Source organism: Halohasta salina (assembly GCF_024178165.1).
GTDB classification, from domain to species: Archaea; Halobacteriota; Halobacteria; order Halobacteriales; family Haloferacaceae; genus Halohasta; species Halohasta salina.
The window spans coordinates 96,837-115,256 of sequence record NZ_JAMZIE010000005.1 but is presented as its reverse complement, the minus strand read 5'-3'; the positions used below and the strand labels follow the sequence as shown (position 1 = coordinate 115,256).

Annotated in this window: 22 protein-coding genes; 14 read left to right on the top strand and 8 right to left on the bottom strand. The window is 67.6% G+C overall.

What is annotated here, in order from left to right; all coding sequences use genetic code 11:
• Positions 1–25 precede the first annotated feature (25 nt).
• From NKJ34_RS11835 to NKJ34_RS11825, 3 genes are read right to left on the bottom strand one after another with little or no spacing between them, the layout of a single operon-like run.
• Entirely contained in the window at positions 26–367 is a 342-nt protein-coding gene (locus NKJ34_RS11835) for a DUF7113 family protein (RefSeq protein WP_253738509.1), read from the bottom strand.
• 38 nt (positions 368–405) lie between these two features.
• Entirely contained in the window at positions 406–1,323 is a 918-nt protein-coding gene (locus tag NKJ34_RS11830) for an alpha/beta fold hydrolase (protein WP_253738508.1), read from the bottom strand.
• 36 nt (positions 1,324–1,359) lie between these two features.
• On the bottom strand, positions 1,360–1,839 hold the full coding sequence (locus NKJ34_RS11825; RefSeq protein ID WP_253738507.1) for a hypothetical protein: 480 nt from the start codon (positions 1,837–1,839) through the stop codon (positions 1,360–1,362).
• A gap of 109 nt (positions 1,840–1,948) precedes the next feature.
• Between NKJ34_RS11825 and NKJ34_RS11820 the strand changes: the two genes are divergently transcribed.
• The 11 genes from NKJ34_RS11820 to NKJ34_RS11770 all read left to right on the top strand — a co-directional run bounded on the left by NKJ34_RS11820 (position 1,949) and on the right by NKJ34_RS11770 (position 11,280).
• Positions 1,949–2,521 (top strand): cysteine hydrolase family protein, encoded by a 573-nt coding sequence (locus tag NKJ34_RS11820; protein ID WP_253738506.1) that lies wholly within the window; start codon positions 1,949–1,951, stop codon positions 2,519–2,521.
• A 63-nt stretch (positions 2,522–2,584) separates the two neighbouring features.
• Positions 2,585–3,052, top strand: a complete 468-nt coding sequence (locus NKJ34_RS11815) for a halocyanin domain-containing protein (protein ID WP_253738505.1) — start codon at positions 2,585–2,587, stop codon at positions 3,050–3,052.
• Positions 3,053–3,118: 66 nt separating this feature from the next.
• Entirely contained in the window at positions 3,119–4,009 is an 891-nt protein-coding gene (locus NKJ34_RS11810) for an MBL fold metallo-hydrolase (protein WP_253738504.1), read from the top strand.
• A gap of 63 nt (positions 4,010–4,072) precedes the next feature.
• A complete protein-coding gene (locus NKJ34_RS11805) occupies positions 4,073–4,747 on the top strand; it encodes a cyclase family protein (protein WP_253738503.1) in 675 nt (224 codons plus the stop codon).
• Positions 4,748–4,786: 39 nt separating this feature from the next.
• Complete coding sequence (locus NKJ34_RS11800) at positions 4,787–5,332, top strand: carboxymuconolactone decarboxylase family protein (RefSeq protein ID WP_253738502.1); 546 nt, start codon at positions 4,787–4,789, stop codon at positions 5,330–5,332.
• A 125-nt stretch (positions 5,333–5,457) separates the two neighbouring features.
• Positions 5,458–5,829: a 30S ribosomal protein S8e gene (locus NKJ34_RS11795; protein WP_253738501.1), complete on the top strand. Its 372-nt coding sequence runs from the start codon at positions 5,458–5,460 to the stop codon at positions 5,827–5,829.
• Positions 5,830–5,881: 52 nt separating this feature from the next.
• Positions 5,882–6,646, top strand: a complete 765-nt coding sequence (locus NKJ34_RS11790; protein WP_253738500.1) for a Nif3-like dinuclear metal center hexameric protein — start codon at positions 5,882–5,884, stop codon at positions 6,644–6,646.
• Between the two features lie 105 nt (positions 6,647–6,751).
• Positions 6,752–8,431 carry a methyl-accepting chemotaxis protein gene (locus tag NKJ34_RS11785; protein WP_253738499.1) on the top strand — a complete coding sequence of 560 codons (1,680 nt, stop codon included), beginning with the start codon at positions 6,752–6,754 and terminating at the stop codon, positions 8,429–8,431.
• The gene (locus NKJ34_RS11780) at positions 8,428–9,159 is read left to right on the top strand and encodes a bacteriorhodopsin (protein ID WP_253738498.1); all 732 of its coding nucleotides are present in this window, start codon (positions 8,428–8,430) and stop codon (positions 9,157–9,159) included. The genes NKJ34_RS11785 and NKJ34_RS11780 overlap by 4 nt, the downstream gene beginning before the upstream one ends.
• Positions 9,160–9,433: 274 nt before the next feature.
• On the top strand, positions 9,434–10,858 hold the full coding sequence (locus tag NKJ34_RS11775) for a sulfatase family protein (RefSeq protein ID WP_253738497.1): 1,425 nt from the start codon (positions 9,434–9,436) through the stop codon (positions 10,856–10,858).
• Positions 10,858–11,280 (top strand): GtrA family protein, encoded by a 423-nt coding sequence (locus NKJ34_RS11770; protein WP_253738496.1) that lies wholly within the window; start codon positions 10,858–10,860, stop codon positions 11,278–11,280. The genes NKJ34_RS11775 and NKJ34_RS11770 overlap by 1 nt, the downstream gene beginning before the upstream one ends.
• A gap of 53 nt (positions 11,281–11,333) precedes the next feature.
• On the opposite strand, the gene NKJ34_RS11765 is transcribed toward NKJ34_RS11770, so the two are convergent.
• Complete coding sequence (locus NKJ34_RS11765; RefSeq protein WP_253738495.1) at positions 11,334–12,023, bottom strand: competence/damage-inducible protein A; 690 nt, start codon at positions 12,021–12,023, stop codon at positions 11,334–11,336.
• A complete protein-coding gene (locus NKJ34_RS11760; protein ID WP_253738494.1) occupies positions 12,020–12,787 on the bottom strand; it encodes a DUF5803 family protein in 768 nt (255 codons plus the stop codon). Before NKJ34_RS11760 ends, NKJ34_RS11765 begins: the two co-directional genes overlap by 4 nt.
• A gap of 227 nt (positions 12,788–13,014) precedes the next feature.
• On the opposite strand from NKJ34_RS11760, the gene NKJ34_RS11755 reads away from it, so the two are divergent.
• The 3 genes from NKJ34_RS11755 to NKJ34_RS11745 are packed head-to-tail and all read left to right on the top strand — an operon-like array spanning position 13,015 to position 16,158.
• Positions 13,015–14,379, top strand: coding sequence for an oxidoreductase (locus NKJ34_RS11755; RefSeq protein WP_253738586.1), 1,365 nt, complete (start codon positions 13,015–13,017; stop codon positions 14,377–14,379).
• Positions 14,380–14,420: 41 nt separating this feature from the next.
• Positions 14,421–15,032 carry an SOUL family heme-binding protein gene (locus NKJ34_RS11750; RefSeq protein ID WP_253738493.1) on the top strand — a complete coding sequence of 204 codons (612 nt, stop codon included), beginning with the start codon at positions 14,421–14,423 and terminating at the stop codon, positions 15,030–15,032.
• A 52-nt stretch (positions 15,033–15,084) separates the two neighbouring features.
• Positions 15,085–16,158, top strand: coding sequence for a S1C family serine protease (locus NKJ34_RS11745; protein ID WP_253738492.1), 1,074 nt, complete (start codon positions 15,085–15,087; stop codon positions 16,156–16,158).
• 41 nt (positions 16,159–16,199) lie between these two features.
• Here the strand turns inward: NKJ34_RS11745 and NKJ34_RS11740 are convergent, their stop codons facing one another.
• The 3 genes from NKJ34_RS11740 to ribH all read right to left on the bottom strand — a co-directional run bounded on the left by NKJ34_RS11740 (position 16,200) and on the right by ribH (position 18,325).
• On the bottom strand, positions 16,200–16,703 hold the full coding sequence (locus tag NKJ34_RS11740) for an SHOCT domain-containing protein (protein ID WP_253738491.1): 504 nt from the start codon (positions 16,701–16,703) through the stop codon (positions 16,200–16,202).
• Between the two features lie 69 nt (positions 16,704–16,772).
• The gene (locus tag NKJ34_RS11735) at positions 16,773–17,924 is read right to left on the bottom strand and encodes a pyridoxal phosphate-dependent aminotransferase (RefSeq protein ID WP_253738490.1); all 1,152 of its coding nucleotides are present in this window, start codon (positions 17,922–17,924) and stop codon (positions 16,773–16,775) included.
• Entirely contained in the window at positions 17,921–18,325 is a 405-nt protein-coding gene (ribH, locus tag NKJ34_RS11730; RefSeq protein ID WP_253738489.1) for a 6,7-dimethyl-8-ribityllumazine synthase, read from the bottom strand. The genes NKJ34_RS11735 and ribH overlap by 4 nt, the downstream gene beginning before the upstream one ends.
• Between the last annotated feature and the right edge of the window lie 95 nt (positions 18,326–18,420).

Here is an 18,420-nt window from a genome sequence, read left to right as displayed (position 1 = left end):
CGGTTTCCTCCGGGATAAATACTTCTCAGGAGTTCGCCGGCTTGGCCGGTACCACCTCGATCTCGACGCTCGCGGGGTCGACGCCGACTCTGGCGAACTGGGTGCGGACGTGGTCTTCGGCCGCCTCGATGGCCTGCTCGCGGGTCTCGAACCCACGGGGCATCGGCGACTCGAAGGCGATCCGGATCTCTTCGCCGTCGATCTCGACCGCCGAGCCGCCGCTTTCGACCTCGTAGAAGGCGTCACAGACCCAGACGTACGGCGCGTCCTCGTCGGGCGCACCCTTGTACGTCGGCGGCTCTTCGCCCGGCTCGAAGACCGACCCCGTCAGCGCCGTCCCGCCGCCGTGACCGCGAACGAGCAACATACCCGCAGTAGGTGGCCGAGACACTAAAGCAGGCCCGATCAGGCCTCCGTCTGCGGCCGTGGCGGCTCGGGGAGGAACTCCAAGAGCGCCTCGACGACCAGCCCCGGCTCCTCATGGAGGAGCCAATGGGTGGCCTCGTCGACCAACTCCAGTTCGCCGTCATCGCAGTACTGGAGGCTTTCGCGGGCCATCGCCGCGTTCAAAAACTGGTCCTGTGCGCCCCACAGCACGAGTGTCGGCGTCGACACCCGCCTTCGGACCGGCTGGGGTCGGTAGCGCGCGGCCGCCCGGTACCAGTTGAGCATGCCGGTCATCGCCCCCGGTTCGCTCCATGCCCGCCGGTAGCGGTCCAGATCGGTCGCGGAGAACGCGCCGGGCCGGCTGGTCGACTCCAGGGCGCGCCGCCCGAGCCACCAGTCGCCCAGTTCGGTCGCCAGCTCCGGGACGACGGGAAGCTGGAACCAGAGGAAATAGGCGCTTTTGAGCCGCTGGCTCCAGTCGGTCCGGAGGGTGTCCTCGAAGACGGTCGGATGGGGAACGTTGACGACCGCGAGCCGCGAGAGCCGGTCGGGGTATTCGAGGCCGAGCCACCACGCCACCGCCGCCCCCCAGTCGTGACCCGCAACCGCCGCGGTCTCCCGGTCCATCGCGTCGATCAGGCCGACGATGTCGGCGGCCAACTCCCGGAGGTGGTAGCTCGCCACGCCGCTGGGTTTCTCGCTCAGATTGTAGCCGCGCTGGTCGACGGCGACCACCCGATAGCCGGCGTTCGCCAGCGGGCCGAGCTGGCGGTGCCAGCCGTACCAGCATTCGGGAAACCCATGCAGGAGGACGACCAGCGGCCCCGACTCGGGGCCGGCTTGGACCGTGTGCAGTTGGACGCCGTTGGTGTCGACGACGACGGACTCGGCGTCGACGGAGTCGGGGAGAACGGACGCATCGAGCTGTTCGGACATACGGGGACCGACGGCGGGGAGAGACAAATAGCTGTATCAGACGTCGAACAGGGTATCGGCGTCGCGTCGCTGTTTCTCGTAGAAGCCGCGGCCCTTGAGCCGCGGGACGTCGTGTCGGTGAAGCGTTTCGGCGTCGAGATCGTACACCAGCGGGAAGACGCTCGTCCGCCTGTCGGCGACGGTGTACTCCTCGGTGGCGAACTCGACCAGCGAGGGGTCGGGGTCGGCGACGGGGAAGACGACGTAGCCGAAGAGGTTCTGCATCGAGCCGGGGTCGGCCGGCGAGCAGTCGGTCAGCAACTCGCGGAAGGATTCGGCGGTGTCGGCGACGACCGACGCGTCGACCGTGTCGGCGTCGGCGACGGTGACGAAGACGTCGGTGACACCGATCGTCGGGTCCTCCGTGCGGTCGTGCCAGACCGGTTCGAAGTCGGCGACCGGCCCGGCATCGAACGGTTCGTACCCCTCGTCGAGCACCGTCTGCTCAACGCGGTCCCGGTAGGTGCGTGTGTCCATGTTCCGAACACAGACGTGGATAGTATATGTCATTCGGTATTTGTCGGGTATGCGAACGCTCCTCCACCCCACCGGAAGAGTTTATGTAATCGAGACGATAATACCAGGCATGCACCACGATCCGGCCACGACCGCACTCGTCGTCGTCGACATGCAGAACGGCTTCTGTCACCCCGAGGGCTCGCTGTATGCCCCCGGCAGCGAGGCCGCCATCGAACCGGTCGCCGAACTGGTCGACCGGGCCCACGACGCCGGCGCGCCGGTCGTCTACACCCGGGACGTCCATCCGCCCGACCAGTTCGAGGATGCCCACTACTACGACGAGTTCGACCGCTGGGGCGAACACGTCCTCGAAGGGAGCTGGGAGGCCGAGATCGTCGCGGAACTCCCCGCGGCCGACGCCGACCATACCGTCGTCAAACACACCTACGACGCCTTCCACCGGACCGAACTGGAGGGGTGGCTCGACGCCCACGGCATCAAGACCCTGCTGTTCTGTGGCACCCTCGCGAACGTCTGTGTGTTCCACACCGCCGGCAGCGCCGGGCTCCGGGATTTCAAGCCGGTGCTCGTCGAGGACGCGCTGGGCTACATCGAGGAAGATCACCGCGAGTACGCGGTCGACCACACGGAGTTCCTCTACGGGGAGTCGACGACCCGCGAGGAGATCGCCTTCGCGTAGGGCGTTACCGATTTTTGAGAACGCCCTGTAGGTGTTTTTTCGTCCGCTGTCTACCGTGTGATGATGAACGGCACACACGGGCGACGGCGTGTCATCGGCACACTGGGGACGGTGGCGGTCGCGGCGCTTGCGGGCTGTTCGGCCGGGAACGCCGCCGACGACCGGGCGGCCGACCGGACGTATCTCGACTCGGAACCCGACTACGGCAACTGGTTCGACGGCGTCAGAAACTACACCGAGACCGTCGACTGGACCGATCGCGAGGCGGTGACCGTCACCGTGGGCTACGAGCAGTACAGTTACGATCCGGCGGCAGTCGCCATCTCCCCGGGGACGACCGTCGTCTGGGAGTGGAACGGCCGCGGCGGCGGCCACGACGTCGTCTCGCCAGGCGACGGCCCCCTCGAAAGCGATCTCGTCCACACCGCGGGTCACACCTACAGCCACACGTTCGACGAGTCGGGGATCTACCGGTATCGCTGTACCCCCCACGAAACACTCGGGATGCGCGGGGCGGTGTACGTCGAGTAGGCGCTCGATACCGACCGCCAGACGGAGTACCGAACGGTTAACTCCCTGCCGGGCGGCCCCGTAGCTATGGCACCCGGCGACTGCATCCAGATCGACGACCGACTCATCTACTACGTCGACACCGGCATGTACGACGTCGCGGCGTACGGCTCGGTGTATATCATCGACGCCGACCGGCCGGCCCTCGTCGACACCGGCCTCGGTACGAACCGCCAGCACATCACCGACGCCCTCGACGAACTCGGGGTCGACCTAGAGTATATCATCCCGACCCACGCCCACCTCGACCACGCCGGCGGCGCGGGCTTCCTCGTCGACCGGTTCCCCGAGGCCGAGGTGCTGACTCACGAGCGGGCGGTCCGCCACCTCGTCGATCCCGAGCGACTGGTCGAAGGCACCAAGGCAGCCGTCGGCGAGATGTGGGACTACTACACCGAGCCGAAACCGATTCCCGAGGACCGGATTCGCGGATTGGCCGACGGCGACAGTGTCGACCTCGGGAGCCTGCACCTCACGGCCCACGAGGCCCCCGGCCACGCGCCCCACCAGCACGTCCTCGAAACCGACACTGGGGTGGTCTTCACCGCCGACGCCGCCGGCCTCTACGTCCCCGACCGCGACGAGATCCGGGTCACCTCGCCGCCGCCGCAGTTCGACGTCCACCAGTGTCTCGACGACGTTTCGATGCTCCAGTCGTTGGACCCTGAACTGCTCTGTTTCGCCCACTTCGGGCCCCGATCGTACGACGAGCGGCTGCTCGACGGTTACAAGCGGTCGCTGGTCGAGTGGGTCGAGGCGGTCCGTCAGCGCCGCGACGAACTGGGCGAGGACGCGGCCGTGATCCAGCATTTCGCCACCCACACCGAGTTCACCGAGATCTGGGGCGACGAGAAGGGCCGCGAGGAGGCCAAACTCAACACGCGGGGTGCGCTGGCGTTTCTGGATCACGCCGAGTAGCCGCCGACTACCACCGCGTAGCCACAGGGTAACCTCCTTGCCCCCGGCCCGGGGAGTCGACCCATGGCCAGCTACGACCTTTCACATCCGATCGAGTCGGGGATGAGCGTCTATCCGGGCACCCCGCCGGTTCGGGTCGAGTCGACTGCCACTGTCGAAGCCGACGGGTTCCGAGCCACCGCGATCGAGATCGATTCCCACGCCGGCACCCACGTCGATGCCCCGGCCCACATGCTCGCCGACGGGACGACAATCGACGAGCTACCGGTCGAGCGCTTCCGGTTTACCGCTCGGCTGGCCGACTGTCGACCGCTGGAGCCGCGGGCCGAGATCGACGTCGGGACGCTCACTGCAACGCTCGACGGCGACCTCGACGAGGCGGTCGACCTGCTCGTGGTCCGGACCGGCTGGGACGACCACTGGGGGACCGATCGGTATTTCGACCATCCGTACCTCAGCCGCGAGGCCACCGACTGGCTGGCCGATCGCGGGCTCAGCCTCGGTATCGACGCGCTCAACGCCGACCCGACACCGACCGACGCTGCTGGGCCGGATGAACCCACCGGCTACCCGGTCCACCACGCCCTGTTTAGTAGTAACCGCCTACTGGTCGAGAACCTCCGGGGATTGGGTCGGCTCCCGTCGCGGTTCGAACTGCAGGCCCACCCGCTGGCGGTCCGCGACGGCGACGCCGCGCCGGTTCGGGCGGTAGCCGTGGTCGACGAAGTCGAGGCGTGATACCAGACGACATATCATGTTGCTCGTCGTGGGCGGTGTATGGCTCGCGTTCCGTACGTCGACGAGAGTGCACTCCCCGCCGAACACCAAGACCTGCTGGTCTCTGCGCTTCAGGGTAAACCGCTCAACATCTACCGCGCGATCGGCAACAACCCGGCGGCCTTGTATGGGCTCCGGACGTTCCTCGGCGCACTGTGGCGCGACTCCGGGCTCGCTCCCGAGCAGCGGGAGCTGGTGATACTGGCGGTTACCGCGGAGATCGAGTCGGCCTACGAGTTCCATCAGCACGTCGCCATCGCCCGCGATGTCGGGATCGCCGACAGCGACATTCTGGCCATCGCTGACGGCGACCTCGACGGGTTCGACCGGCGCGATCGAACGCTGATTCGGTACGCACAGGCGGTCGTCCGGGAGACGGTCGACGACGACTGTCACGACGCCCTCGCGGCCAGCCACGACCCCGAGACGGTCGTCGGCGTCGCCGCACTTGCGGGCGGCTACCTGCTGGTCGGGCGGCTGCTTGCGGCGCTCGCTGTCGAGACCGAAACGCCGTTCGTCGGCTGGCGGCTCGAACACGACGCGTAGCCGTCGACTACTGGAAGACGGCGTCGAGTAGTCACGGGCTACTCCGTTCGACATCGGCGGGACCGACCGATCGACCGCGCGTCGTTTCGAGCGATTCAAGTAGCTGCTGGTGCTGCAATCGGAGTATGAAAGATCAGGGACGCTCGACGCGGAAGCGGACCGGCGGTCGACTCAAGCACTTCAGCAAGAAGAAACGCTACCAGCTGGGCCGTGAGCCCGCCGAAACCACTGTCGGCGAGCCGCGACTCCAGACCATCGACGCCCGTGGCAACGACGAGAAGCTCCGGGCGCTGTCGACCAACGTCGCCCAGCTCGCCGACGGCGGCGAGACCAGCGAAGTCGAGATCGAGAACGTCGTCGAAAACCCCTCGAACGTCAATTACGCCCGCCGAAACATCATCACGAAGGGCGCGATCATCGAGACCAGCGCGGGCCGAGCCCGCGTGACCTCCCGACCGGGCCAGACCGGCCAGGTCAACGCCGTCTCGCTGGACTGAGGGCTCTTTTCGGATCCGTACCTTACAAGCCGCCGGCCGCGTAGCTGTCGGTATGGAGCTTGCGACGTTTACCGACCGGCTGGATGACGAACTCGACACCGACGCCTACGCCGACGTCGACGCCAGTGCCAACGGGCTGCAGGTCGGCTCGCCGGAGGCTGACCTCTCCCACGCCGCCTTCGCGGTCGACGCCGCCGAGGCGACCATCGAGAGTGCTGCCGAGGCGGACGCGGACGTGCTGGTCTGCCACCACGGCCTGTCGTGGGGCGGCATCGAACGCGTCACCGGCCGGCAGTACGGCCGGATCGCCCCGCTGATCGACAACGACATCGCGCTGTACGTCTCCCACCTCCCGCTGGACGGCCACCAAGAACTGGGCAACGCCGCCGGGATCGCCGACTTGCTGGCCCTCGACCGGCGGGTCCCCTTCGGCTCGATGGGCCCGGTCACGATCGGCCAGCAGGGGCGGCTCGCCGAACCGACCGGGGTCGACGAGGTCGCCAGCCGACTCGAAGCCGAACTGGAAGGGGTCGAGGACGTCCAGCGGCTCGCCTTCGGCCCCGAGACGGTCGACCGGGTTGCGATCGTCACCGGCAGTGGCACCGACTGGCTCGACGAGGCGGTCGACGCCGGCGCGGACCTCCTGATCACCGGCGAGGGCAAACAGCAGGTCTACCATCAGGCCCGCGAGGCCGGGATCAACGTCCTGTTGGCGGGCCACTACGCCACCGAAACGGTCGGCGTGAAGAGCCTCCAAGCACTGGCCGACGACTGGGGCCTGTCGACGAGCTATCACCCCCATCCTACCGGACTCTAATTTCCGTCTCCTCGCCGGACGCTAACCGGCACGAAAGCGGCTCTTAGGAGTGATAACCGGGTGTCGTGGTTTTATCAGTCTGGAATTCCAACTGGTCAGCATACTATGAGTACGGAGGCATCACCGAACCCGATCCGTGACAGCTACGCGGCGAAGCTGACGCTGTCGTTCCTCGGGGTCGTCGGCATCATCGTCACTGCGGGGCTGTTCGTGCATATCGAGGCGGTAAACACCCTCGGGGCCGAAAGCGGGGTCCTCGGCTCGAACATCCTCGGATTGATCCTCGTGTCGGTGATCAGCCTCGCGCTGATCGGCGTCACGATCGGCAGTCAGACGGTCATCTCGCTGCGGCACCTCGCAACGAAGGCCGACCGGATGGCCGACGGCGATCTCGACGTCGATCTCGAAACCAATCGGAGCGACGAGATCGGCCAGCTCTACCGCTCGTTCGACGCGATGCGGCGCTCGCTGCGCGAGGAGATCTCGGCGGCCGAGACGGCCCGCCGGGACGCCGAGGAGGCCAAGGGGAACGCCCAGGAGGCCCGCGACGAGATGGAGCGCCGGGCCACCCGGATCGAGAGCCAGGCCGAACAGTACGAACGCGTGATGCGGGAGGTCGCCAACGGCGATCTCACCCGCCGGGTCGACCCCGACACCGAAAGCGAAGCGATGGAGCAGGTCGGCATCGCGTTCAACGAGATGCTCGACGAGCTCGAAGGGACGGTCGGCGAGGTCACCTCCTTCGCCGACACCGTGGGCGAGGCCGCCTCAGGCGTCGACAGCCGCGCCGAAGAACTCCAGCGGACCAGCAGCGGGGTCTCGGATGCCGTCGAGGAGATCTCCGACGGTGCCCACACCCAAACCGAGAACCTCCGTGAGGTCGCCAGCGAGATGGACGGGCTGTCGTCGGCCGCCGAGGAGGTCGCCGCGACCGTCGAGACGGTCGCCAAGACGACCGAGAACGCCACCCACGCCGGCACCGAGGGCGAGGCCGCCGCCGCCGACGCCCTCGACCAGATGGCCGCCGTCGAGGAGACCACCGACCAGACGATGGAGGACATCGAGACCCTCGATGAGGAGATGACCGAGATCGGCGAGATCGCCGATATGATCAGCGAGATCGCCGAACAGACCAACCTGCTGGCGCTCAACGCTTCGATCGAGGCCGCTCGCGCCGGCGAGGACGGCGCGGGGTTCGCGGTCGTCGCCGAGGAGGTCAAGAGCCTCGCCGAGGAGACCAAAGACGCCGCCGCAGAGATCGACGGGAAGATCCAGCGCGTCCAGGAGAAGACCGGCGAAGCCGTCGAAGGAATGGACGAGACCTCCGAGCGGATCAGTCAGGGCGTCGACACCGTCGAGGGGGCGATCGAACAGCTCAACGACGTCATCGAGTACGTCGAGGAGATCGACGGCTCAATGAGCGAGATCAACCAGACGACCGAAGACCAGGCCCGTGCGGCGGGCTCGGTCGTCGACATGATCGACGAGGTGGCCTCGATCAGCGAACAGACCTCCAACGCCGCCGACAACGTCACCGACACCACCGAAAGCCAGCTCGAAAGCCTCCGGACGGTCGAACGCGAGGCCAGCGAACTCGGCGAGCAGGCCGAACAGCTCCGGCGGCTGCTCGAGGAGTTCGACGTCTCGACCGACGCCAGCGCCGGCGGGACCACGGCCAACCGGATCACCGTCGACAGTTCGCCGAGCGGCGGCTCGCTGGCGGCGACCGACGGCGGCAAGCACGCCGACGACGATACCGGCTTCGAGTTCGGTGACCGACGATGATACTGCCGACGGAACTCTGGGCGGCGGTCGGTGTGGTCGCGCTGACTGCCGGCACCCTCCCGTCGCTCTACTTCGCGGTCACCGAGCCCGAAAACCGCCAGTACTACGGGATACTGGCCGCGATCACCGGCATCGCGGCGGTCGCCTACGCCCTGACGTCACAGGGGATCGGGACGATCCCGGTCAACGGGGTGAACTTCTATATCCCGCGGTACGTCGACTGGCTGCTGACGACACCGCTGTTGATCCTCTATATGACGCTGCTCTGCAAGCCCGGCAAGCGGCTCTACGGGCTGCTGATCGGGGTCGACGTGGCGCTGATCCTCTTCGGCGTCGCCGCCATCTTCACTACCGGCGGGCTCTCGCTGGCGCTGTTCGGGGCCGGTTCGGCCGCCTACCTGGTGTTGGCCTATCTGCTGGTCTCGGAACTCCCGGCGCGGGCGAGCTTCGAGACCGACCGCGTCGAGATCGTCTTCAGCAAGCTCCGGAACGTCACGGTCGTCCTCTGGACGGCCTACCCGATCGTCTGGCTGCTCGCACCGGTCGGCTTCGGCTTCCTGCTGCCGAACACCGAGATGATGGTGATCGTCTACCTCGATATCATCACGAAGGTCGGCTTCGCCATCCTCGCACTGATGGGCCGGGACGCACTCTCCCCGCTGCAGAACGACGCGCTGGCGATGGATGCCGGCGACGACACGGCCGGCTCGCCCGCCCTCGCCGACTGACGCCGACGTGTCGCTCACTTTTCGGTTGCTCACCTGTCGACTGATTTTCGCCGTTGAGTCCCTGTACAGCCGCAAGCGCCCGTCTACTGCCGGATGCCGTCACGATGGCGCAACCGAAATCATCAAATCATATCACTACTATCTGTTTTGTAGCTTGTGATGTATTTATTTGTCTCCGGGCGATACCGGCGCGAATTCGGGATCGACTGCGGGCGGGCGACGAACGGGCGGGCTGGCCGGAATCCGGCCGTCCCGGTATAACGGGGTCGATCGGATGCCGACACCTCGGGTCTCGAACGTCGTCTTGCTCACCGTCGACTCCCTGCGGGCCGACGCGATCAGTCCCTACGACGCCCAGCGCCACACCCCTGAGCTGGCGTCGCTGGCCGACCGCGGGACGGTCTTCGAGCGGGCCTTCGCCACGGGCAACTGGACGCCGTTTTCGTTCCCGTCGATGCTGGCCTCCCGGCCCGTTTTCGCCGATTCGGGGGCGATCGGCGTCGACGCCGCGCCGACGCTCGCCGAGACCCTTTCGGCGGCTGGCATCTCGACCGGCGGCTTCAACGCCGCCAACGGCTTTCTGACCGCCCACTGGGGATACGACGAGGGGTTCGACAGCTTCGAACCGTTCGTCGCCAGCGTCGGCTCGGGGCTCTACAGCCGGTATCTCGCCACCCACCCCACCGTCGAGGCGTGGATCCAACTGCTCGGCTCGCCGTTCCGCCGGCTGGCCGCCTGGCGGGACGGCGACACCGGCCAGCAGTTCCTCGATACCTCCAGGATGCTCGATGTCGAGGCGGCGGCCACCGACTTTATCGAGACCGCCGACGAACCGTTCTTCCTGTGGGTTCACTACATGGACGCCCACACACCGTACGTGCCGGCCCCGCGGTACATCCGCGAGGTGTCTGCCGGCCGTCTCGGTACCCACCGGATGCTGCGGGCCCACACCCGAACCGGCCTCGGCCGTGAGGTCGGCGACCGGACCTTACAGGACCTCCGGATGCTGTATCAGGCCGCCGTCAGGCAGGTCGACGCCAGCATCGGCCGGCTCCTCGGGACTCTGGAGTCGGCCGACCACGCCGACGACACTGCCGTCGTCGTCGCTGGTGACCACGGCGAGGAGTTCCAGGACCACGGCCATCTGGCCCACTACCCCAAACTGTACGACGAGTTGATCCGGGTGCCGCTGCTCGTCGACGTTCCCGGTGCGGATTCCCGGCGCGTCGAGCGACAGGTCGGCCTTGACGTGATCCCGCCGACGGTCGCCGACCTGCTGGATGTCGACCCGGCCGACGAGTGGTGCGGCGAGTCGGTCGCGCCAGCGGTCCGGACCGGCAACGAGCCGGCCGACGAGCCGGTCGTCTCGGTGACCGTCCGCGGCGAGACAGTGACCAGCCAGCCGATCCCGCGGTCGCTCGATGACGGCGAACTGCTGGTGAGCGTTCGGGACCGCGATTGGACCTACGTCCACTACGTCGACGACGGGCACCACGAGCTCTATGACCGCCGCGAGGATCCCAACGAGCAGACCGACCTCGCCGCCAATCCGACCCCCGAGGCCGACCGTGTGGCCGCCCGATTCGCCCCGATCGCCCGCGAACACGCCCGGCTGCTCGCCCGACAGGACGGCACGGCCGAGCCCGCTGGCGTCGACGACGATCTCGACGCCAGACTCGAAGCCCTCGGCTACAAATAGTGCTCAGAGCGTTCCTCCGCCAGCTCGTTGAGGGGCCGCTGGCCCGTCGCCTCCGGCGGTTCGTCGCCGTTGGGATCTTCACCGCGGGCATCCAGCTCGGACTGCTGTGGCTGTTCGTCGACATCGCGGGAATAAACTATCTCATTGGCGCGACGATCGCCATCGAGATCACGATCGTCCTCTCGTATGTGCTCAACAACGCCTGGACCTTCGAGCGGATGCAGAACACCGGGCTCGTCGAGTACACCGTCGGGCTACTGAAGACGAACTTGGTCCGGGGGACCGCGATCCCGATCCAACTCGGGATCTTGTTCGTGTTCGTCCAGTGGCTCGGGGTTCAGTACCTGCTGGCCAACGCAGTAGCGATCCTGCTCAGCGGGCTCTACCGCTACGTTCTCGACGCCCGGTGGACGTGGGGATAGAGGGCCGCTCACTCGCCGGACCGTTTCTCGCCGAACCGTTACTCGCCGGATCGCTACTCGCCAGTGTCGACGCGGTCGGCGAACCACTCGGCGGCCCGGTCGACGGCCGCCCGGTCGGTGCCGCTAAACGTCACCCGGACCGACTCGCCGGGATACGAGCCGACGCTGACGTCGAACTCATCGCGGACGGCTTCGAGCCGGTCGACGAGCGCGCTTTCGGGCTCGTCGGTGACGACTGTCTCGGTGTGGATCTCCGCCCCGGAAAACTCCTCGTCGACCGACTCGAACATCGCCTTCATCTCGGCTGGCACGCCGGGCAGCACGTAGATCGAGTCGACGACGGCTCCGGGAGCCACGCCGACCTCGTTGGGGAGCATGCGCGCCCCTTCCGGGAGGTCAGCGGTTCCCGCCGCTAGCTCGTCGGCTGCGTAGCCACCCTGTTCGGTGAGCCACTCGTGGGCCGCCTCGTGGTGGGTCGTCTCCCGGCCGACCGCGGCGGCGACGCCGGCCATCGTCATGTCGTCGGGGGTCGGCCCTAGCCCGCCGGTGACGATCACTGCGTCGTATTCGGCGTGGTACTCGTTGACGACGCGGGCGATAGCGTCGATCCGGTCGGGGAGGGTGGTGATCCGGTCGACCGTACAGCCGCGGGCGGTGAGCCGCTCGGCGAGCCACGTCGCGTTGGTGTCGGTCGTCCGACCGGCCAGCAGTTCGTCGCCGACGGTGACGATAGCGACGTTCATCGTTCCTCGTCGTCCTCCTCGGTGTCGAGCCCCATTCGGACCCGAACGTCGTGGAGGCGGTCGATCTGCCGGCGGTAGTAGTAGAGCCCGCCGGCCGCGATCACCGACAGCAGCACGACCGCGCCGCCGAAGACGTAGAGATCCCGTTCGAGGTAGTACTGGACGAGAATCGGCCCGTTGGTCACCTCGTCCCACCGGACGTGGACCCGGTTGTCGACCACTTCGGTTTCCGCGCCGCGGGGGGCGGCGTTGCTAAACAGGAAGAAGTCCATCCGGTAGTCCGGCGGCAACACGACCTCGTAGGAGCCCTCGACGTAGACCGGTAGCGTGAGCCGCCGGGGGGTTACCGGGGCCGAGACGGCGAGTTGCCCCTCGGCGTCCGGCACCGTCAGGTCGACCTCGTCGGTCGTCTGGTCGATCTCGCCGCCGTGCTCGCGGATCTCGGTGCCGGTGATCACCGTCCCGTTGTCGGCATACCGGAACCGCACCGCCGAGATCTCGAGGGGTTCCTCCCGGCCGAGGCCCGCGGGCGTGTAGAGTCGGAGCTCTTGGCTCGCGTTTACCCGGTAGACGGCTTGGACTTCGTCGGCGGTATGGAGGGTCAGTCGACCGTCACGGTCGGTCTCCCAGTCGTAGGGTTCGGCCGGCTCGCGGTCGAGCCGTTCGTCGGAGATCTCGCCGCCGCCGGTGATGTATCCCAGACAGCCGGCGCTCACCGCCAGCAGCGCCACCAGCCCCACCGCGAGGCCGAGCCGCCGGTTCATTGCTTCCCCGCGGCCCGTACTGGTCGGCGTCTGCTGACCGCTCTATCGTGGCAGCCGGTGGCTGTTCCGTCCTGATGGCTGGCCATAGCGTATACATGAGTCCTACCGCTGCGGACTGTTGAGCCTATCGCAACGGATCGCCGACTGGGGGCCCTCCGGCCCGGCTGTCCGTGTCGACCCACACGGCCGAACCCGTCAAGCCCGTCGACGCCCAACAGTCCTCTCGGATGGCCCCCTCGCTGGAAACCCCCGTCGACATCGGCGGCTGCGCGCTCCGCAACCGCCTCTACCGCGCGCCACTGTTGGAGTGTGCCGGCAACGGCCCCGCTGCGGTCGACACGCTGATCGCCGACCTCGAACCGGCCGCCGCGGCCGGAGCCGGCCTCGTCTGTCAGGGTGCGACGATCGTCCGGGGCCCCGGCGGCTGTGCCGCCCCGAACATGACTTACGTCGACGATCCCGCCTTCGTCGACGAACTCTCGCGGCTCACCGACGCGATCCACGCCCACGGCGCAGCCATCGCGATCCAACTCGAACACGGCGGTCTCCGGAGTCTGGAGACGTGGCACCGCGGCTCCCGGCGCGACCACCCCGACCGCCAGCAGCTCGCGGTCTCCCGGCCGCCGTGGCCCCTCCGGTTGGCCGATCGACTGGGACTGCTCTCCTACGACCCCCACGTCCTGTCGACCGACGAGGTGTACGAACTGGCGGCGGACTTCGGCCGGTCGGCGAAGTGGGCCACCGACGCGGGCTACGATATCGTTCACATCGCGGGCGCGAACATGGGGATCGTCCACCAGTTCTGCTCGCCCTTTTACAATCGCCGGGACGACGAGTTCGGCGACGGGGGTCGGTTTCTGGAACTCCTCGCCGCCGAGATCCGCCAGCGGTGTGGCGATGTCCCGTTGATGACGAAGGTGCCGGCCGACTCCGCCACTCCTCGGGGGATCGGCCCCCGTCTCACCGAAGCCGATACGGTAGCACTCTGCGAGCGCCTCGACGCCGCCGGCTTCGACGCGATCGTGCCCGTTACTGGCTCGGTGATCTGGGATATGAGTATCATCAAAGGCGCGTTCCCCGGCCGGGCGTGGCGCGACGAGCGGTTCACCGCTGGGTACGACGCGGCCTTCGGCGGGCCGCTGCGACGGCGGCTCGCGGCGGCGGCCACGTGGCTCGATTCCCGGCTCTACGAGTTCGAACCGGCGTGGAACAGCGGGCTGTGTCGGCGCGTCCGCGAGCGCGTCGACGTGCCGGTGCTCGCCGAGGGCGGCATCCGGACGCGGGGGCAGATCGACGAGTTGCTCGGCTCCGACTGCGATCTGGTCGGGCTGGGCCGGCCCTTCTACGCCGAGCCGCGGCTTCCGGCGCGGCTGCTGGAGGCCGATCCCGAGGTGGCGGTCGTCTGTGAGAACTGCAACAACTGCACCGTCCCGCAGGCTGCGGGCGAACCGGGGGTCTGTCGGACGCCCGCCGTGTTGGCGAAGGCGGGTCGACTCCGCAAGGCCGGAGCCTACGACCGCCCGGCGTCGGCCGAACCCCGGATCGACTCCGTCGACGAGTCGACCGCCGAATCGGTCGACGACGGCGTCTGACGCGGCGAGTGTGTTTTATACACCCGCCCGATTCGGTGAGTATGGATCGGGCAACGACGTTCGTCACCGGGGTTGTGAGCGGGCTGGCCGCGCTGGCGGGCTGGCGTTACTACCGTTCGCGGGCCACCGAGTCGGTCGACTACGAGGTCCGCCGGCTCGTCGACGGCGTCGAGATCAGGCGGTATCCCACGGTCGTCGTCGCCGAGACCGTCGCCGCGAGCGAGGCCATCGCCCGACGTCGGCTCCGGGAGTACGCCGCCGGTGCCAACCGAGTCGGTGCGGAGCTTCCGGCGACGACGCCGCTACGGACCCGGATCGGGCCGCTCGAAGCCCCGACTCCGACCGGCACCGAGGCGTCGACCGCGCCGGTCCGGGTCGGGAGCTACCTCCCGCCGGGGTACAGTCCCGAGGCCGCCCCCGAGCCGACCGACCGGGCGGTGCTGCTCACCGTCGAAACCCCCCGGACCGTGGCCGTTCGGTCGGTGCCGCGCTACCCGCCGACCGATCGGGTCGGCCGGGCCAAACGACGGCTGCTTGAGGGGGTCGACCGGGCGGGGCTGGCCGCGGTCGGCTCGCCGTTCCTGTTCAGCTACGACAACAGCCTGCTGGGCTCGCTGACCGGTCGGGCCGAGGTCGGCATCGAGATCGCGTAGCTCCTCGACAACGGAAGATATTCACCGTCCGGTCCGCCGACACCTAGGTAGTATGAGCGATGCGGATCCGAGCCGACGACGCGTGCTTACGCTCGGCGGGAGTGCGGTTCTCGCCGGTCTCGCCGGCTGTGCCGGTAGTCCACCGACAGCCGAGCCGGTCGACGATACCGAGGACGCCGATACCGCCGCCGCGACCGACGATCCCGAAGCCCGCGTCTACCGCGAGGCCATCGAGTCGGTCCTGTTGGTCCAGACCGACAGCGGTGAGGGCACCGGCTTCATGATCGACGACACCCACGCGGTCACCAACGCCCACGTCGTCGGTGAGGCCGAGTCGACGGCGATCCGGTTTTCCGAGGGGCGGTGGACCACCGGCGAGGTCGTCGGCAGCGACCCCCACAGCGATCTGGCGGCCATCGCCATCGAGTCGGTCCCCGACTCGGCGACCCCGCTGTCGTTCGCCGCGGAGGGGGCCGCCACCGGTCAGGACGTGGTCGCTATCGGCAACCCCTTCAACTTCGACGGCTCTATTACTGCCGGCATCGTCAGCGGCGTCGACCGGTCGATCCCCGCGCCGACCGGGTTTACCATCCCCGACGCCATCCAGACCGACGCCGCGGTCAACCCCGGCAACAGCGGCGGGCCGTTGATGTCGCTGGACGGCGAGGTGGTCGCGGTCATCAACTCCGGCGGTGGCGACAATCTCGGCTTCGGCGTCTCGGCCCGCCTCGCCCAGCGGGTCGTCCCCGAACTCATCGAGACTGGGAGCTACGAACACAGCTACATGGGCGTCTCCTTTACCAACGTCACTCCCGATGTCGCAGCGGCTAACGATCTCGCCGAACCGCGGGGCCTGCTGGTCAGCAACGTCGTCGACGGCGGCCCCTCCGAGGGTGTCCTCCAACCCAGCGAGGCGTCGGCTGTGGTCGACGAGGTGCGGTACCCCGTCGGCGGCGACGTCATGTTGGCGATCGACGACGCCGAACTCCTCACCAACGAGGATCTCGGGAGCTATCTCGCCCTCCACACCCGCCCCGGCGACACGATTGCGGTGCGGATCATACGCAACGGCGAGGAACGGACCGTCGAGGTCACCCTCGGCACCCGGCCCGACGAACTCGAATAGTCGACCTCTGGCGCAGTGACTCGACGAGCCGTCGCCGGTGTCTACTTCGACCGGGCTCGGTCGACGACCCGCTCGGGGCGGTCGCTCGTCAGGACGTCTTCGAGGCCGCGTTTCAGTTCGTCTTCGTCGAGTTCACCGGTGGCGTACCGGGTTTTGAGCGCCTCGATCGCCTCTTGTTCGGTCATTTCGGCGTCCGATTGCGACCTGTCGCCGGATCGTTCTAGGGCGCTGTCGATCTTCCGTTGGACGTCCGCCGGGATGTCGGTCCGAACGTAGACGAAGCCGGCCACGGCGAGGAGTGTCAGAACCAGGAAGACGACTGCGAGAAACCCAACGACCAACACCGGCCCGGCGAACACCAGAAACAGGATCGTCGCGAACACCAGCAGGGCCGTGACGACAGCAGCTATGGCCGCCCCGAGTGCCAGAGCGATCAGCACCGGGGATGTGACGAAGTCCTCAATCAACTCCGCGGGTTCGGCCACCTCCTCGACGATATCCTCGATGTCGACGACGGCCTCCACGATGTCTTCGAGATCGTCCATACGTCACTGTAGCGGCCGCAGAGCAGTTGTCCGTTATGGTAAAAACGACTGCCAGCGGTGCTGTCCGGGTTACAGGTAGTCGTGTTCGACCAACCGGTCGACCGCTTCCCGAAGCCGCTCTTCGCTGGCCGCATACGAGATGCGGGCGTAGCCCGGCGCGCCGAAGGCGCTTCCGGGCACGGTGGCGACGTGGGCTTCCTGAATCGCGCCCTCACACCATTCCTGATCGTCGTCGTCGACCGGGATCATCATGTAGAACGCGCCGTCACCGACGGGTACGTCGACGTCGTGTTCGGCGAACAGATCCGCCAGCATATCCCGGCGCTCGCGGAAGGCTTCGCGCATCTCTTCGACGGCGTCGTCGGTGCGTTCCGAGAGCGCTTCGAGGCCGGCGCGCTGGACGAAGTTCACCGCACAGGAGACCGAATGCGAGTGGAGTTTGCTCGCCTCGTCGATCAGATCCTGCGGGGCGTGGATGTAGCCGAGCCGCCAGCCGGTCATCGAGAAGGCCTTCGAGAAGCCGTTCAGCGTGATCGTGCGGTCTTCCATCCCGTCGAGTGACCCCAGCGAGGTCGGCTCGACGCCGTACGTAATACGCTCGTAGATCTCGTCGGAGATCACGGCGAAGTCGTGTTCGACTGCGAGGTCGCGGACGCCTTCGAGGGCCGCATCCGAGTAGACCGCGCCCGTGGGGTTCGACGGCGAGTTGACGACCAGCAGTTCGGTCTCGTCGGAGACGGCCTCGGCGAGGTCGTCCAGTCCCGGTTCGAGTTGGAAGCCGTACGGCGAGAGGTCGACCCGGTTGAGCGAGCCGCCCGACAGTTTGACCATCGCCTCGTAGGAGACCCACGCCGGATCCAGCAACACGACCTCGTCGCCGTCGTCGATCAGTGTGTTGATCGCCTCATACAAACCCTGTTTGCCGCCCGGCGTAACGATGATCTCGTCGGCCGAGGCGTCGAGTCCCTGTCCTGTCAGCTTCTCGGCGAGTGCCTCCCGAAGCTCCAGAATCCCGTTCGAGGAGGTGTAGCCGGTGTGGCCGTTTTCCATCGCTTCCTGCCCAGCCTCAATGATGTTCTGTGGGGTTGGGAAGTCGGGTTCGCCGACCGAGAGGTCGACGACGTCGATCCCCTCGGCCTCCAGTTCGCTCGATAGGTTGCTGATCGCCAGCGTCGCGCTCGGTTCGACCCGGCCGACCCGGTCCGCAAACTCCATGTTCATTGTCCTACCCCTACCATATCCACCGCGGCGTTTACCGCTTCCGCTCCTTTCTCGACCCGCTCGCGGGCCTCCGCCCCGCTCATCCCCGGCCCGCTGACGCCGAAGGCGACGGGCGTATCCCGATCGAGGCTCACGTCGGTTAGGGCTCGGGCGGCGGCGTCGGCGATCACTCGGTCGTGGTCGGTGTCGCCGGTGACGATCGCGCCGATGACGGCGACGGCGTCGACGTCCTCGCGCCGGGCGAGTCGGTCGGCGGCCAGCGGCGAGTCGTAGGCGCCCGGCACTTCGAGGATCTCGGCGATCTCCACGTCCCGCTCGGCGGCGGCCGCCTCGGCGGCGGCCTGCATCTCGTCGGTGACCGAACTGTTGAATTGGGCCACCACTAGTCCGACTGCGGTCATAGCCGGACGTTGGCGGGTTCGGCAAAAGAACTACCGTTCGCGGGTCGTCCGACGCTCCGAGCACACACAACTATATGTCTCCTCCTACCAGTAAG

What these genes read in the sequence shown, in the direction of transcription:
- NKJ34_RS11745 (WP_253738492.1), top strand. Translation starts at nt 15,085, where the DNA reads ATGAGCGATGCGGATCCGAGCCGACGACGCGTGCTTACGCTCGGCGGG.
- NKJ34_RS11785 (WP_253738499.1), top strand. Translation starts at nt 6,752, where the DNA reads ATGAGTACGGAGGCATCACCGAACCCGATCCGTGACAGCTACGCGGCG.
- NKJ34_RS11780 (WP_253738498.1), top strand. Translation starts at nt 8,428, where the DNA reads ATGATACTGCCGACGGAACTCTGGGCGGCGGTCGGTGTGGTCGCGCTG.
- NKJ34_RS11815 (WP_253738505.1), top strand. Translation starts at nt 2,585, where the DNA reads ATGAACGGCACACACGGGCGACGGCGTGTCATCGGCACACTGGGGACG.
- NKJ34_RS11765 (WP_253738495.1), bottom strand. Translation starts at nt 12,023, where the DNA reads ATGAACGTCGCTATCGTCACCGTCGGCGACGAACTGCTGGCCGGTCGG.
- NKJ34_RS11790 (WP_253738500.1), top strand. Translation starts at nt 5,882, where the DNA reads ATGGAGCTTGCGACGTTTACCGACCGGCTGGATGACGAACTCGACACC.
- NKJ34_RS11825 (WP_253738507.1), bottom strand. Translation starts at nt 1,839, where the DNA reads ATGGACACACGCACCTACCGGGACCGCGTTGAGCAGACGGTGCTCGAC.
- NKJ34_RS11750 (WP_253738493.1), top strand. Translation starts at nt 14,421, where the DNA reads ATGGATCGGGCAACGACGTTCGTCACCGGGGTTGTGAGCGGGCTGGCC.
- NKJ34_RS11810 (WP_253738504.1), top strand. Translation starts at nt 3,119, where the DNA reads ATGGCACCCGGCGACTGCATCCAGATCGACGACCGACTCATCTACTAC.
- NKJ34_RS11800 (WP_253738502.1), top strand. Translation starts at nt 4,787, where the DNA reads ATGGCTCGCGTTCCGTACGTCGACGAGAGTGCACTCCCCGCCGAACAC.
- NKJ34_RS11805 (WP_253738503.1), top strand. Translation starts at nt 4,073, where the DNA reads ATGGCCAGCTACGACCTTTCACATCCGATCGAGTCGGGGATGAGCGTC.
- NKJ34_RS11835 (WP_253738509.1), bottom strand. Translation starts at nt 367, where the DNA reads ATGTTGCTCGTTCGCGGTCACGGCGGCGGGACGGCGCTGACGGGGTCG.
- NKJ34_RS11755 (WP_253738586.1), top strand. Translation starts at nt 13,015, where the DNA reads ATGGCCCCCTCGCTGGAAACCCCCGTCGACATCGGCGGCTGCGCGCTC.
- NKJ34_RS11775 (WP_253738497.1), top strand. Translation starts at nt 9,434, where the DNA reads ATGCCGACACCTCGGGTCTCGAACGTCGTCTTGCTCACCGTCGACTCC.
- NKJ34_RS11760 (WP_253738494.1), bottom strand. Translation starts at nt 12,787, where the DNA reads ATGAACCGGCGGCTCGGCCTCGCGGTGGGGCTGGTGGCGCTGCTGGCG.
- NKJ34_RS11795 (WP_253738501.1), top strand. Translation starts at nt 5,458, where the DNA reads ATGAAAGATCAGGGACGCTCGACGCGGAAGCGGACCGGCGGTCGACTC.
- ribH (WP_253738489.1), bottom strand. Translation starts at nt 18,325, where the DNA reads ATGACCGCAGTCGGACTAGTGGTGGCCCAATTCAACAGTTCGGTCACC.
- NKJ34_RS11820 (WP_253738506.1), top strand. Translation starts at nt 1,949, where the DNA reads ATGCACCACGATCCGGCCACGACCGCACTCGTCGTCGTCGACATGCAG.
- NKJ34_RS11735 (WP_253738490.1), bottom strand. Translation starts at nt 17,924, where the DNA reads ATGAACATGGAGTTTGCGGACCGGGTCGGCCGGGTCGAACCGAGCGCG.
- NKJ34_RS11830 (WP_253738508.1), bottom strand. Translation starts at nt 1,323, where the DNA reads ATGTCCGAACAGCTCGATGCGTCCGTTCTCCCCGACTCCGTCGACGCC.
- NKJ34_RS11740 (WP_253738491.1), bottom strand. Translation starts at nt 16,703, where the DNA reads ATGGACGATCTCGAAGACATCGTGGAGGCCGTCGTCGACATCGAGGAT.